This window comes from Streptomyces pactum (assembly GCF_016031615.1).
Classification (GTDB): Bacteria; Actinomycetota; Actinomycetes; order Streptomycetales; family Streptomycetaceae; genus Streptomyces; species Streptomyces pactus.
On the sequence record NZ_JACYXC010000001.1, the window covers coordinates 6,781,933 to 6,795,045 of the forward strand.

At 78.7% G+C, this 13,113-nt stretch carries 10 protein-coding genes; 6 read left to right on the forward strand and 4 right to left on the reverse strand.

Annotated elements, in window-relative coordinates:
- The first annotated feature begins 26 nt into the window (after positions 1-26).
- The 5 genes from IHE55_RS26795 to IHE55_RS26820 all read left to right on the forward strand — a co-directional run bounded on the left by IHE55_RS26795 (position 27) and on the right by IHE55_RS26820 (position 7,149).
- Positions 27-1,175, forward strand: a complete 1,149-nt coding sequence (locus IHE55_RS26795; RefSeq protein WP_197991385.1) for a lantibiotic dehydratase C-terminal domain-containing protein — start codon at positions 27-29, stop codon at positions 1,173-1,175.
- A 487-nt stretch (positions 1,176-1,662) separates the two neighbouring features.
- Positions 1,663-2,685 carry a hypothetical protein gene (locus IHE55_RS26800; protein ID WP_197991386.1) on the forward strand — a complete coding sequence of 341 codons (1,023 nt, stop codon included), beginning with the start codon at positions 1,663-1,665 and terminating at the stop codon, positions 2,683-2,685.
- A gap of 11 nt (positions 2,686-2,696) precedes the next feature.
- Entirely contained in the window at positions 2,697-3,182 is a 486-nt protein-coding gene (locus IHE55_RS26805) for a hypothetical protein (protein ID WP_197991387.1), read from the forward strand.
- On the forward strand, positions 3,179-5,404 hold the full coding sequence (locus tag IHE55_RS26815; protein ID WP_232265711.1) for a TOMM precursor leader peptide-binding protein: 2,226 nt from the start codon (positions 3,179-3,181) through the stop codon (positions 5,402-5,404). The genes IHE55_RS26805 and IHE55_RS26815 overlap by 4 nt, the downstream gene beginning before the upstream one ends.
- Before the next feature lie 71 nt (positions 5,405-5,475).
- Positions 5,476-7,149: a thiopeptide-type bacteriocin biosynthesis protein gene (locus IHE55_RS26820; RefSeq protein ID WP_197991388.1), complete on the forward strand. Its 1,674-nt coding sequence runs from the start codon at positions 5,476-5,478 to the stop codon at positions 7,147-7,149.
- 81 nt (positions 7,150-7,230) lie between these two features.
- On the opposite strand, the gene IHE55_RS26825 is transcribed toward IHE55_RS26820, so the two are convergent.
- Positions 7,231-7,980 (reverse strand): SDR family oxidoreductase, encoded by a 750-nt coding sequence (locus IHE55_RS26825; RefSeq protein WP_197991389.1) that lies wholly within the window; start codon positions 7,978-7,980, stop codon positions 7,231-7,233.
- A 258-nt stretch (positions 7,981-8,238) separates the two neighbouring features.
- On the opposite strand from IHE55_RS26825, the gene IHE55_RS26830 reads away from it, so the two are divergent.
- Positions 8,239-8,991 (forward strand): GntR family transcriptional regulator, encoded by a 753-nt coding sequence (locus tag IHE55_RS26830; protein ID WP_197991390.1) that lies wholly within the window; start codon positions 8,239-8,241, stop codon positions 8,989-8,991.
- Between the two features lie 801 nt (positions 8,992-9,792).
- On the opposite strand, the gene IHE55_RS26835 is transcribed toward IHE55_RS26830, so the two are convergent.
- The 3 genes from IHE55_RS26835 to IHE55_RS26845 all read right to left on the reverse strand — a co-directional run bounded on the left by IHE55_RS26835 (position 9,793) and on the right by IHE55_RS26845 (position 13,030).
- Complete coding sequence (locus tag IHE55_RS26835; RefSeq protein ID WP_197991391.1) at positions 9,793-11,022, reverse strand: ROK family protein; 1,230 nt, start codon at positions 11,020-11,022, stop codon at positions 9,793-9,795.
- A gap of 82 nt (positions 11,023-11,104) precedes the next feature.
- On the reverse strand, positions 11,105-11,755 hold the full coding sequence (locus tag IHE55_RS26840; protein ID WP_197991392.1) for a response regulator transcription factor: 651 nt from the start codon (positions 11,753-11,755) through the stop codon (positions 11,105-11,107).
- A 9-nt stretch (positions 11,756-11,764) separates the two neighbouring features.
- Positions 11,765-13,030 (reverse strand): histidine kinase, encoded by a 1,266-nt coding sequence (locus tag IHE55_RS26845; protein WP_307826915.1) that lies wholly within the window; start codon positions 13,028-13,030, stop codon positions 11,765-11,767.
- Between the last annotated feature and the right edge of the window lie 83 nt (positions 13,031-13,113).

Below are 13,113 nucleotides of genomic sequence, written 5' to 3' on the forward strand. Positions count from 1 at the left end.
CACCGAAAGAGCCGAGGGAACCGATCGTGCCAGGAGTCCACCCCGCCGACGCCGCCTGCCGCGACGTGGTCGTGTACTACCACCAGCCGGTCAAGGCACCGCTGCTGCGCGAGGCGCTGCTGCCGCTCGCCGCGGCCGGCGACGCGCAGGGACTGACCGCCCACGTCGAACGGCACTGGCTGCACGGCCCGCACCTGCGGCTGCGCCTGTCCGGCCCGGCCGAACGGCTCGACCCGGCCGCGGCCGCCGCCGAGGCCGCGCTGCGCGCCTGGGTCCACGACCACCCCTCGCACAGCGGCCTCACCGAGGCCGAACTCCTCGACCGGGCCGCCCAGGCCGGCCGCGCCGAGCTGGTCCCCCCGCCCCACGGCCCGATCGTGCCGGACAACACCGTCCGCACCGAACCCGTGGACCGCACCGCGCTGCGCGAGCTCCTCGGCACCGGCGGCCTGGAGCTCCGCGACGACCTGCTGCGCACCGGACTGCCCGCGCTGCGGGCCGGCACCGCCTTCCTCGGCGACCACGGCGACACCGCCCGGGCCCGCGTCCAGCTCGCCGTCACCGCGCTCGCCGCTCACGCCGCGGCACACCCCGGCGGGCTCGCCGGCGGCCACTACTCCTACGTCTCCCACCTGGAGGACTTCCTCGTCCACGACGACCCGGACGGCAGGCTGCGGGCCGCGTTCGACCGCCGCTGGGACAGCGGCGGCGAGGCGGTCACCGCCCTGGTCGGCCGGATCGCCGGGGGCGGGGCACGAGGCTGGGAACGGGAGTGGGCCCACTGGTCGGCCGCCGCCTGGCGGCTGGCGCACGCCCGGCACGCGGCCGGTACCGAACTGCACGGCTCCCCGGGCGCCTACCGGGACCGGGCGGCCGCCACCGGCGACGCCGCGGCGCTGGAGCGCTGGGACGCCGAAGCCCGCACCCGCTACAGCGAGTTCCACCGGCTGCTGGCCCGCTCCGACCCGGCCGGCACCATGTGGCAGCGGCCCGACTACCTGGTCTACCGGGCCTGCACCAACGGCCTGTACCGGCTGCTGACCCTCTGCGACGTCCCGCCGCTGGAACGCTACCTCGCCGCCCACCTGGTCATCCGCGCCGTACCCCGGCTCACCGGCTGCGACTGGCGGGCCGAACTCACCGCGGCGATCGCGACGGCGGAGGGCGGCGCGTGACCGCCGGCGCCGACCGGGCCCCGGCGGCCGGGGCGGACCGGGCCCGCACCCGAGCACGCCCCGGCCCCCGACCGGGGCACCGCCCCCGTCCCCGGGCCTGCTCCCGCCCCGGCTCCTGAACCGGTCACCACCCCGGCCCCCGCACCCGAACCCGCCCCGGAGCCCGTCGCCGACCGGTGGCGGCTGCGGCCGGGCGTCGCCGTCACCCCGCTGCGCGACGGCCTCCACCTGCGCGGCCGGCGCGGCAGCATCACCCTGGAGGGCAGCCCGGCGCTGCCGGCGCTGTGGCGGCTGCTCCAGGAGCCGCTGCGCACCGGTGAGTGGACCGGCCCGGTGTCGCAGGCGGCGCCCGGAACGCCCCTGCGCACCGCACTGGACACCCTCCTCGGCCATCTCCACGCCCACGACCTGCTGGTCGCGGCGGACCCCGGCCCGGGCCCCGCCTGGATCGCCGCCACCGCCGACCACCCCCGCCGAGGCGACCGCCGTGCTCGCGGCCACCCCGGTCACGGTGCTGACCGGGGCCGCCGCCGGCCCGCTCGCCGACGCCGCCGCCCGGGCGCTGCGCGCCGCCGGGGCCACGGTCTCCCGCGCCGGAAGCCGGGACCTGCCCGCCGGCGCGGTCCTGCTGCGCACCGGTGCCGCCGGCCGCCGGCTCGCCGTCGCCGCCGGGGAGAGCCGGGACGGCGGCTACGTCACCGCCCCGGGCGGCCCGGCGCAGGCGGGCGCGGACGCCGCCGCCCTCGCCGCGCGGCTCGGCGCCGGCCCGCCGGCCGCGCCTGCGCCCGCCACCACCGCACTGCTCGCCGGGGCCGCGGCCCAGCGCCTGCTGTGCGCGGCCGGCGGCCTGCCCGACCCCGCCGGGGAGGGCGACGACCCGCGGCTGCTGCCCGGCCTGCCGGCCGTCCTGGTGGCCACCGCCCGGCCGCCGCGGGCCGATTACCGCAGCTGGCTCGGCCCGGACCGGCTGGACGCGGACCGCCGCGCGCGCCTCGGCCCGGCCGGCGGTCTCGCCACCGCACTCGCCCGCACCGCCGCCCTCACCGACGAACGGACCGGGGCGCTGCCCGCACCGGCGCCCGGTACCCTGTGCCAGCTGCCGGTGCCGCTCGCCGCCTGCCCGCTGCCCGGCACCACCGTGCTCGCCGGCGCGCCGCGCACCGACCTGGCCCGCCTCGACGCGTTCTGCCGCGCCTGCGAGGTGCGGCTGGGCCCCGGGGCCGTGGTCGGCGCGTCCCCGGCCACGCCCGCGGCCGCGCGCTGCGCCGGGCCGCCGCCCGGTACGCCGCCCGCCGCCGGGCCGGTTCCCCGCTGCCGGCCGCCGACTGGGACGGCCACCCGCAGGCCCGCCACTGGTGGACCACGCTCACCGTACGGCTGGGTGTACCGGCCCGGCTGGAGGTCTTCCGGGCGGGTGAGGAGGGGGTGTACTTCGCCACCGTCCACCACGCCCCGCTCCCCTCGCCCGCCGCCCCGGAGGCGGTGCGCGGGCCGGCGGCCGCGCCGGTGACGACGCATGCGGTGACGACGCGTCCGGTGGAGGCCGTCCCGGGACACGGGGCGACGGGCGCCCCGGTGCCCGGCGAGGAGGCGTTGCGGGTGCGGCCCGCCCCGGTCACGGCACACGGCACGGCGGACCTGCCGGTGCCGGTGTACGCGGTGGAGGCCACGCCGGGGGACGCGGTGGCCTGGGCCGCGCTGTCGGCCGTCGCCGCCGTCAGCGCCGCCGCGCAGGGCGCCGGGGAACAACCGCCGGCCCCGGCCGGCGGGGCCGCGGCACCGCTGGCCGCCGCGGACGGCCGCCGCGCTCCCTGGGAGGACGACGGCTGGACCGACGGCTGGCTGGCCGGGACGGCCGGCCGTGAACCGGCGCTCCAGGACGCCCTGCGCCGGCTGACCGGCGGCCTCCCGGCCGAGGCGGCTCCGGGCGCCACCCGGGACGTCGAACTGGCCGCCCTGCTCCGCGCGTTCGGCTTCACCGTGCTCGTCACCGAGGAGGACCGATGACCGCGCCCGCCCCGCCGCTCGGCCCGCTGCCGGTGCCGGTGCTCGACGCCACCGCCGCGCGCGCCACCACCGCCGGCCGGGCCGTGGTGCTGCTCACCGACTGGACCCCGGGACTCGCCGAGGAGCTGAGCCGCCACGCCCTGGGCCACCCGGTCACCTTCGTCCCGGTGCGCCTGGACGGGCCGCTGGCGGTGGTCGGCCCGGTGCTGCGCCCCGGCGCCGCGGCCTGCCTGCGCTGCGTGGAGTACCAGCGGCTGGCCACCGCCGGCGGCCGGGTGCCCTGGCACAGCCCGAAACTGGAACTGGCCGGGGTGGTGCCGCCGTCGCTGGGCGCGGCGCTCGGCGCGCTCGCCATGGACCTGCTGGCACCGGCCGACCCGGGCGGGCCCGGCGACCCCGGGGGTCCGGGGGTGCGGCGGGGAGCCGGGGAGGCGGGAGAAGCGGGGGGATCGGGAGAAGCGGGGACAGCGGGGAGTGGCGGCGGCCCGGGGGACCGCGGGCGGCCGCGGGGGCCGACGGAGCACGGGACGGCGCGACCCCCCGGGTCACCACCGGGGCCGGCCGCACCACGCGAGTCCGCCGGACGGGAGCACCCCGGCGAGGAGCGGCACCCCGGCACCCCGCGGCACCCCGGCGGGCCCCGGCACCCCGGCGCACCGCCGGAGCCGTACGAGCCGCCGGAGCCGTACGGGCCGGGGGCGGGGCCGGCCGGCGCCGGGGCGGCCACCGTGTACCTGGTGCACACCGCCCGCGCCACCTGGTCCACCCACCGGGTCCGCCCGGTCGGCGGCTGCCCGGTGTGCCACCCGCTGCCGCCCGACTCCGCGGCCGGCACCGGGCCGCTGGCCGCCGGCCCCCGCCCGCTGCCCGATCCGGCGGTGCTGCGCGGCCCCAACCCGCGTACCGGCGCCGGCCGGATGCGGGAGGCCCTGTACGACGAGCGGTTCGGCCCGGTGCGCGCGCTGTTCCGGGCCGAGGACCTCGCCTCCTGCCTGACCTCGGCGTTCGTCACCGACGGCCGGGCGGTGGACGACGGCGGGTACGGCCGCGGCCAGGACTTCGTGAGCAGCGAGCGGATCGCGCTCTTCGAGAGCGTCGAACGGTACGCCGGGATGCGCCCCACCGGCCGGCGCACCGTGCTGCGCGCCCCCTTCCGGGCGCTGGGGCCGGACCGGGCGCTGGACCCGGAGCGGCTGGGGCTGCCCGACCCCGCCCACCACGGCCACCCCGCGTCCCGGAGCGTGCCCTACACCCCGGAGCTGGAACTGGACTGGGTGTACGGCTGGTCGCTCACCCACCGCCGGGTCCTGGCCGTCCCCGAACACGTGGCCTACTGGGACGTGCCCGGCGACCGGCCCCGCGTGGTCTACGAGTCGTCCAACGGCTGCGGCCTCGGCAACAGCCCCGAGGAGGCGGTGCTGCACGGCCTGTTCGAGGTCGCCGAGCGGGACGCCTTCCTGATGGCCTGGTACCCGGCCACCCCGCTGCCCCGGGTCCGGCCGCCGGCCGGTGACCCGGAGGTGGCCTGGCTGGCGGACCGGGCCGCCACCGCCGGCTACGAGCTGCTCCTCCTCGACGCCACCAACGACTTCGCCGTGCCGGCCGTGGTGGCCGTCTGCCGCTACCGCGGCACGCACCCGGACGCCCCCCGCGTCCTGCTGGCGGCCGGGGCCCACCACGACCCGCGCACCGCGATCCGGTCGGCGGTCGCCGAGGTCGTCACCAACGTCCTGGAAGCCCCCCGCCGCGCCCGCGCCGAGGGCTGCCCGCGTGACCCGCGGCGGCTGCGGCCGATGCTGGAGCGGCCCGACCTCGTCGTCACCCTCGACGACCACGTGGGCCTGAACGCCCTGCCGGAAGCCGCCCCGCGGCTGGAGTTCCTCTTCGCCGACACCCCGCTCCGGTCGGTCGCCGAGACCTGGCCCGGGGCACCGGAGCCGGTGACCGACCTGTCCGTGCTGCTCGACGCCACCGTGCGCCGGCTGGCCGGCACCGGCCTGGAGGTGATCGCCGTCGACCAGACCGAACCGGGACTGCGCGACCGGCTCGGGCTGTACTGCGCCAAGGTGATCGTGCCCGGCTCGCTGCCGATGACCTTCGGGCACGTCAACCACCGCACCCGCGGGCTGCCCCGGCTGCTGGACGTCCCGCACCGGTTGGGCCGCACCGGCCGGCCGCTGCGCCACCGGGACCTGCCGCTCCACCCGCACCCCTTCCCCTGACCGGCCGCCGGCGCCGCGCCACCGGCGCCGGCCGGACCCCACCCGACCCCAGCCGAGAACGAGGGCCGCACGTGACGACGGACACCTGGCACAGCTACCACCTCTTCCTCCACTCCGGCACCGAGGACACCGACGCCTTCCTCACCCAGGACGCCGCACCGCTGCTGGACGGGCTGGTGGCCGCCGGGGACGCCGCCGACTGGTTCTTCATCCGCTACGGCGAGGACGGCCCGCACCTGCGCATCCGGGTCCGCGGGCTCACCGCGGGCGCCGCCGCCGAACTCCCCGCCGCGCTGGTCCGCGCGGCCAAGGCCCGCCCGGCGGTGGCCGGCCCCTGGCCGTCGTACCACGGCGAGATCCGCACCGTGCCGTACGTCCCGGAGACCCGGCGGTACGGCGGGCCGCGGGCGCTGCCCGCCGCCGAGCGGATGTTCACGGTCGCCACCCGGGTGGCCCTCGCCGCGCTGCGCGCGCTCCCGGCCGCCCCCGGCGGCTCCGCCCGGCTCACCACCGCGGCGGACCTGGCCCACGCGACCGCCCACGGCCTGGGCATGGACCGGCTGGCCGCCGCCCGGTGGCTGCGGCGCCACGCCGCGGGCTGGCGGTGGGTCACCGAGGTGCCGCTGCTCCCCGGGGCGGCGGTGCACGCCCGGGTCAACACCGTCCACGCCGCCCAGCGCACGGCGCTCGCCGCGCGCGCCCGGGCGCTGCGGACCGGCCTGGCGGCCGGGACGGCCGACCCCTGGCTGACGGAGTGGGCGCGACAGGTCGGCGACGCCGACGCACGGCTGCGCGCGGAACTCGGCCCGGACGCCGCGGCGCTGCCCTGGGTCTGGGCGTCCCAGCTCCACATGCTGCTCAACCGGCTCGGCGTCGGCCCCGACGAGGAGCGCGCGGTGTGCCGGCTGGCCTCCCGGACGCTGCTCGACCCCGGGGAGCCGCCCACCTTCTTCCCCGACGGGCACCGCGCGGCCGACCTGCAGTACCTGGAACGCAGCAAGTTCCAGATCGGCCGCGGGCAGGACTCGGCGCTCCGGCCGCTGGAACCGGACGCCGGGCCGGCCACGACGGCGGACCCCGCGGAGACCGCCCTGCCGGCCGGCCCGCCGCCGGAGGTGCCGCTGCACACCGTGCTGGCCCGCCGGGCGTCGCTGCGCGGAGCGCTCACCGGCCCGCTGGACGCCACCCGACTGGGCACCCTGCTGTGGACCGCGCTGGCCGAGAGCGGCCGGTCCGCCCAGCGCCTCGCCGACGGCTCGTCCCGGACCCTGGTGCACCGCCCCTACCCCAGCGCGGGCGCCCTCTACACCGCCCGGGTGCGGCTGATCGCCCTGGACGTGGCCGGGCTCCCGCCGGCCACCTACGACTGCGTACCCGAACGGCGGACCCTGCGGCGCATCGGCCCGGCGCCGTCCGTCACCGAGATCCAGCCGCTGTCCACCTACTTCACCCGCCCGGCCGACGACCCCGACCGGATCGGGGTGGAGCGGGCACCGGTCGTCCTGGGCCTGTACGTCAACCTCGGCCTGCTGCGCACCCGTTACGGCCTGCGCGCCCTGCGCCTGGCCCTGCTGGAGACCGGCCACCTGGCGCAGACCCTGCTGCTCACCGCCACCGCCCTGGGCCTGGCCGGCACCCCGCTCGGCGGCTTCCACGACGACCTGGCCCACGAACTGCTGGGCCTGGACGACCTGGACCAGCCGTTGCAGTACCTGCTGCCGCTCGGCCGCCGCGCCCCGGAGTGAACCCCGTCCGGGGCCGCAGTCCCCGTCCGGCCCTGGTGCCGGGACACCGGTCTTCCGGTCCCCGGCGCCGGGCCGGGCGGGTCACAGGCCGCCGGCCACCCGCAGCACCGCCCCGGTGGTGTACGAGGCCTCCGGTGACATCAGCCACGCCACCGCCGCCGCGACCTCCTCGGGCTCGCCGGGGCGGCCCATCGGCACCCGGTCGGCCTTCCGCCACGGCCGCTGCGGGTCGCCCATCGTCGCGTGGATGTCGGTCACCGTCATACCGGGCTGCACCGAGTTGACCCGGATGCCCTCGGCGGCCAGCTCCTTCGACAGCCCGACGGTCATCGCGTCCACCGCCGCCTTGCTCGCCGCGTAGTGCACGTACTCCCCGGGGCTGCCGGTCGTCGCCGCGCCCGAGGAGATGTTGACCACCGAGCCGCCGGATCCGCCGAGCCGGGTGGACATCTCCCGCGCCGCCCGCCGGGCGCACAGCAGCGCCCCGGTGACGTTCACGTCCACCACCCGGCGGACGACCTCCGGGGAGACCTCGGTGAACCGGGTCAGCGGCCCGGTGATCCCGGCGTTGTTCACCAGGCCGGTGACCGGGCCCAGCTCCTCGACCACCGCGTCGAACAGCGCCTCGACGTCCTCGGCGACCGCGGTGTCGGCGCGCACCACCGCGCAGCGGACACCGGCGGCGCGCACCGCGGCCGCCGACCGCCGCGCGGCCTCCTCGTCCCGCTGGTACCCGATGGCGACGTCATGGCCCGCCTGTGCCAGTCGCAGGGCGACGGCCGCCCCGATCCCGCGTCCCCCACCCGTCACCACGGTGACCTGCCGCTCCATACCCCACGCAACCTTCCGGTCGATACACGAACACCCTGTGAACGGTACGCGGAATCGTTTCCGGTACCGACGGTAACGGACCGAGGATTGGTCTTGACCAAGGAGGTGTCCCGCCTTATGGTCGCAGTCGTAGTTAGTGCAACAACCTTTAATAAAGAAGCGCGCATAACTCGCCGGGGTCCGCTCGACACCCCGGACGGGGCGCGGAGTTCGTCAGGCACGGTCCGCCAGGGGACACGGCGAAACGCGGAGGACAGGGTGGGGACCACGCAGCTCGAATCGGTGCCGGAGCCGAAGTACTGGCACCTGAAGACGGTGCTCAGCGACGCGCTGGACTCGGAGTTCGCGGTGGGGGAGATCCTCCCCAACGAGCGGGAGCTCGCCGCCAGGTTCGGTGTCGCGCGCGCCACGCTCCGGCAGGCGCTGGAGCAACTGGAACTGGAAGGCCGGCTGCAGCGCCGGCGCGGCGTGGGCACCACCGTCGCGCCGCCCCGGGTCGGGGTCTCGGTGGGCGACCCGGCGCACTCCTGGCCGGGCATCAACGACACGGCCGACCCGTGGCGGCCCGTCGGCAGCGACGAGGCGACCCCGCCGCCGGCGGTGGCCCGGCTGCTCGGCACCGAGCCGGACCGTACGACGCACGTGGTGCGGCGCACCCGGCTGGCGCACGGTCAGCCGCTCGCCGCGGAGCTGCTGTACATCCCGGACGCCTCGGTGCCCCACCTCAGCTCCATCGACGCCCCCGGCGGCACGGCACGCGCCCGGACGCTCCTGCGGGAGCTGGCCCGCCTGGAGCTGGAAGGCCAGGAGCAGGCCGTGGAGCTGGGCTCGGCCCGGGCCGAGGACGCCAAGGAGCTCGACCGGCTCCCCGGCTCGCCGGTCCTCATCGTCACCACCCGCTACTACGCGCAGGGCCGCACCGCCGCCGTGGCGGTGGCCACCTACCGCGCGGACACCTGCCGGCTGACGTTCGGTGACCCGAGCGGCGGGATGCAGCTGCTGGCCGGCTGACGGCCGCCGCCCGACCCCACCGCGGCACATCGGCACACGGCGCACCGGCCGGCTGCGGGTGCGCCGCCGGGTGGACCGGAACGGGCCCGCCGGACGACTCCGGACGGGCCCGTCGGCGTGCCCGGACGGCTCCGCGGGCCGCTGCCGGGTCCCGTCGGCGACCCGCGCCGGATCCGCTTCCGCGGCGGTCCGCCGGTGCCGGGCCCGCCGGTGCCGGCCGGTGCGGACCTGTTCGACGACCCACCGGCGGCACGGGCCTCCCGGCGGGCCGTCCCCGGCCGTCTCCGGCCCGCGTCCGTTCCTGGCCACCCGGTCCGTTCCCAGCCCGTTCGTCTGCGGCCTCCGTCCGTTCCCGGCCCCGTCCGTTCCCGTCCGGCTCTCCGGGCCGGGGACGGGCCCCGCCGACGCCCGGTGGTGGGCCTCGCCGACGACCGGCGGCCGGGGGTGCATGCTCCGCCGGCGACCGGCGCGGCGGTACGGGCTCCGCCGACGACCACCGGCCCGGGCGAGGTTCTACCGGGGCCGGGGGCGGGCGACGTGACGGCCTCGGCGGCCGGCACGGATCGGCTGTACCGTCCGCGGCCGACCGGCCGTACCGTGCCCGGGCCCCCGGCCTGACGAGGCGCGCCCGGCCTATCGCGCCGTGCCGGGCCAACCCCAACCGTGCCGGGCCGAGGCCTACCGCGCCGTGCCAAGTCCGACCGTGTCCGCAACCGACCCGTACCGTGCCGCGCCCGACCGGCCGTACGGTGCCGCGGCCGGCCCGTACCGTGCCCGGGCACCGCCGGCCGCCGGGCCCGCTCAGCGGGAGCGGGTGCGACGGGCCGTCACCGTGCCCTCGACCGCGAAGAGTTCCTCCTCCACGTGGTCCAGCGCCAGCCGGAGCGCCCCGGTGGCCACCGCCGCCTCGCCGAGCAGCGACTGGATCACCTCCGGTGGCCGCAGGCAGTAACGCGCCAGCTCCTCCTGGAGCGGGGCGAGGACGCCGTCGAGGCCGGCCGCCCAGCCGCCCACCACCACCACCTCCGGGTCCAGCGCGAGGACCAGCGTCGCCACGTCGTGCACCAGCCGCCGCATGAACCGGGAGACCGCCTCCCGGGCCCGGTCGTCGCCCTCGCGGGCCAGCGCGAAGACCCGGGCCACCTGCTCCTCGTCGAGCGGGTGCAGCGGCTCCCCGGTGGTGGAGAGCACCTCTTCCGGGGCCGCCTCCTGGCCCAGCAGGTGGAGCGCCCCTATCTCCCCGGCCGCGCCGCCGAAGCCCCGGTGCAGCCGGCCGGCGATCAGCGAACCGGCCCCCGGGCTCAGCCCGGCCAGCACGAACACCACGTCCCCGGTGCCGGTCGCCGCGCCCTGCCAGTGCTCCGCCACGGCGGCGGCGTTGGCGTCGTTCTCCACCAGCACCGGGCAGCGGAAGGAGCGGCCCAGCCGTTCCCCGAGCGGCAGCCCGGTCCAGCCCGGCAGGGCGGTGCACAGCCGCACCGTGCCGTCGGCCTCCACGATGCCCGGGGTGGCCACCCCCACCGCGCGCAGCGAGTCACGCGCCACCCCGGAGCGCCGGAGCAGGTCGGCGACGGTGGTGCGCACCCGCTCCAGGCGTTCCTCGGCCGGTGCGTCCACCGTCACGGCGCGCTGGGCCGAGCCCTTCATCCGGCCGTCCAGGTCCGACAGCAGCGCGGCGACCCGGTGCGGGCCGACCTCCACCCCCAGCAGATGACCGGCCTCGGCGCGGAACCTGAACCGCCGCGCGGGCCGGCCCTGGCGGCGGGTCTCGACATCGGCCGGGACCTCGGTCACCAGCCCGCCGGCGATCAGCCCCTCGACCACGCCCTCGACGGTGGGCCGGGACAGGCCGGTGGCCCCCACCAGGTCGGTGAGGGTGGCGGCGCCCGGTTTCTCCGCCTCGTCCACGGAGCCGGGCCGCCCCGTCCCCGTCCCCCGCCCGGCGGCGGTGGCCGCGCGCAGCGCGTGCAGCACCACGGCGGAGTTGATGCGCCGCAGCAGAGACGGATCTGTGCCGGTGAGCCGCCCCACGTCGGCCTCCCTACCTGTGCGTGTCAGCCGGATCGTATCCGCTGGCCAGGGGCGGGGCGAGTGGCGGACCCCGGCCGTGGTCTCAGCCGGGGACGACGAACCCCGACTCGTACGCCGTGATCACCGCCTGTGTCCGGTCCCGCGCGCCCAGTTTCGCCAGCACCGAGCTGACGTGGGTCTTCACCGTCTCGGTGCCCAGCACCAGTTCGCCGGCCATCTCGGCGTTCGACATGCCACGCGCCATCAGCCGGAGCACCTGCCGCTCCCGCTCGGTCAGCGCGGCCCGCTCCAGCGCCTCCCGGGCGGCGGAGCTGGAGCGGCCGGCCGCCAGCGCCCGCACCGCCGCCGGGAACAGCAGCGAGTCCCCGTCGGCGACCAGCCGCACCGCGTTCACCACCTCCTCGGGCCGGGCGCGCTTGAGGAGGAACCCGTCGGCGCCCGCCCGCAGCGCCTCGTACACGTAGTCGTCGTTCTCGAAGGTGGTGATCACCAGGATCTTGGGCGGGGCGGGATCGGCGCGCAGCACCGCCCGGGTCGCCTCGATGCCGTCCAGCAGCGGCATCCGCACGTCCATCAGCACCACGCGCGGACGCAGCCGCCGGACGAGCGGGACGACCGAGGCGCCGTCGGCGGCCTCCCCGACGACCTCGATGCCGGGCTGGGCGGCCAGCACCGCCCGCATCCCGGCACGGACCAGCGGCTCGTCGTCGACGAGCAGGACAGTGATCGGCACCCGGCCACCTTACGGGGCGGCCGCCCGGACCCCGCCGTCGAGCGGCAGCCGCACCCGGACCCGCCACCGGCCCCGGTCCGCGCCGCACTCCGCCTCGCCGCCCAGCAGCGCCGCCCGCTCCCGGATGCCGCGCAGCCCCCGGCCGCCGCGGCCGGACGCCACCGCGGTGCGGTCCGCGGCGGGCAGCGGGTTGTCCACCTCCAGCTCCAGCGCCCCGGCCCGGAGGCCGACGCGGACCTCCACCGCCACCGGCCCGGCGTGCCGCAGCACATTGGTCAGCGCCTCCTGGAGGATGCGGTACCCCTCGCGGGACACCGGGCCGGGCAGCCGGCCGAGTTCGGCGGGGAGTTCGGCGGTGAGCCGGCAGCCCGCCGCCCGGGCCGACTCCAGCAGCCGGCCGGCCTCGGCCAGCCCGGGCCGGTCGGCGGGCCGCTCCCCGGGGCCGGCCCGCAGCAGCAGCAGAACCCGCTCCAGGTCCTCCATCGCCCGCCGTCCGGTCTCCTCCACCGCGGCCAGGGCCCGTTCGGTGAACTCCGGCGACCCGGCGGCCCGCGCCGCCCCCGCCTGCACCACCGCCACGGTCAGCGCGTGCCCGATCGAGTCGTGCAGCTCCCGGGCGAGCCGGTTGTGCTCCAGCAGCCGTTCGGTACGCTCCTCCAGCGCCGCCAGCCGCTCCGCGGCCGACGGGCCGAGCAGCCGCGGGGCCACCACCGCCAGCAGGCTCCCGGCGCCGACCACGGCCAGGGCCAGCACAAGCAGCGGCAGCGGGGCCAGCAGCCCGGCGACCGGGCGCGGCAGCACCGGGTCCGGCCCCGGCAGCCCCACCGGCCGGCCGTCGGCCGCCGCGGCGATCAGCTCCCCGGTGAGCGCCGGCAGCCCGACGCACAGCAGCGCCGTCGCACAGCCGGCCTCCAGCCGCAGCACCAGCCAGAGCGCGGTCAGTCCCCGGTCGCCCCAGGAGGCGGCGGGCGCCGCCGCGATGCCCGCCGCCGGGTCCTCGCCCGGCCGCCGCGCGTGCTCCCCGGGCAGCAGGAGCAGCCGGGCCTGGAGCCCCTCCGCCAGCCGTGCGGGCGGCACCATCGCCCAGCCCACCAGCAGCGGAACCGGGATCAGCAGCAGCCACAGGCCCCGGGCCTCCTGCACCGCGGACGCCCCCGGGTACACCAGCGCGCACAGCCCGGCCGGGACCGCGCCGCTGAGCAGGTGGAGCCACCGGGTGTAGGTGACCGCCCGGCCCAGCCGGCGGACCGGCGCGGTGAGCCGGGAGCGGAGCACCCCGGAGCCGGGGCGGGGGCGGACGGGAAGTGACGGAGGACGGTGTGGCACGCCGCCATCCTGGCAGCGGCCCGGCCGGCGGC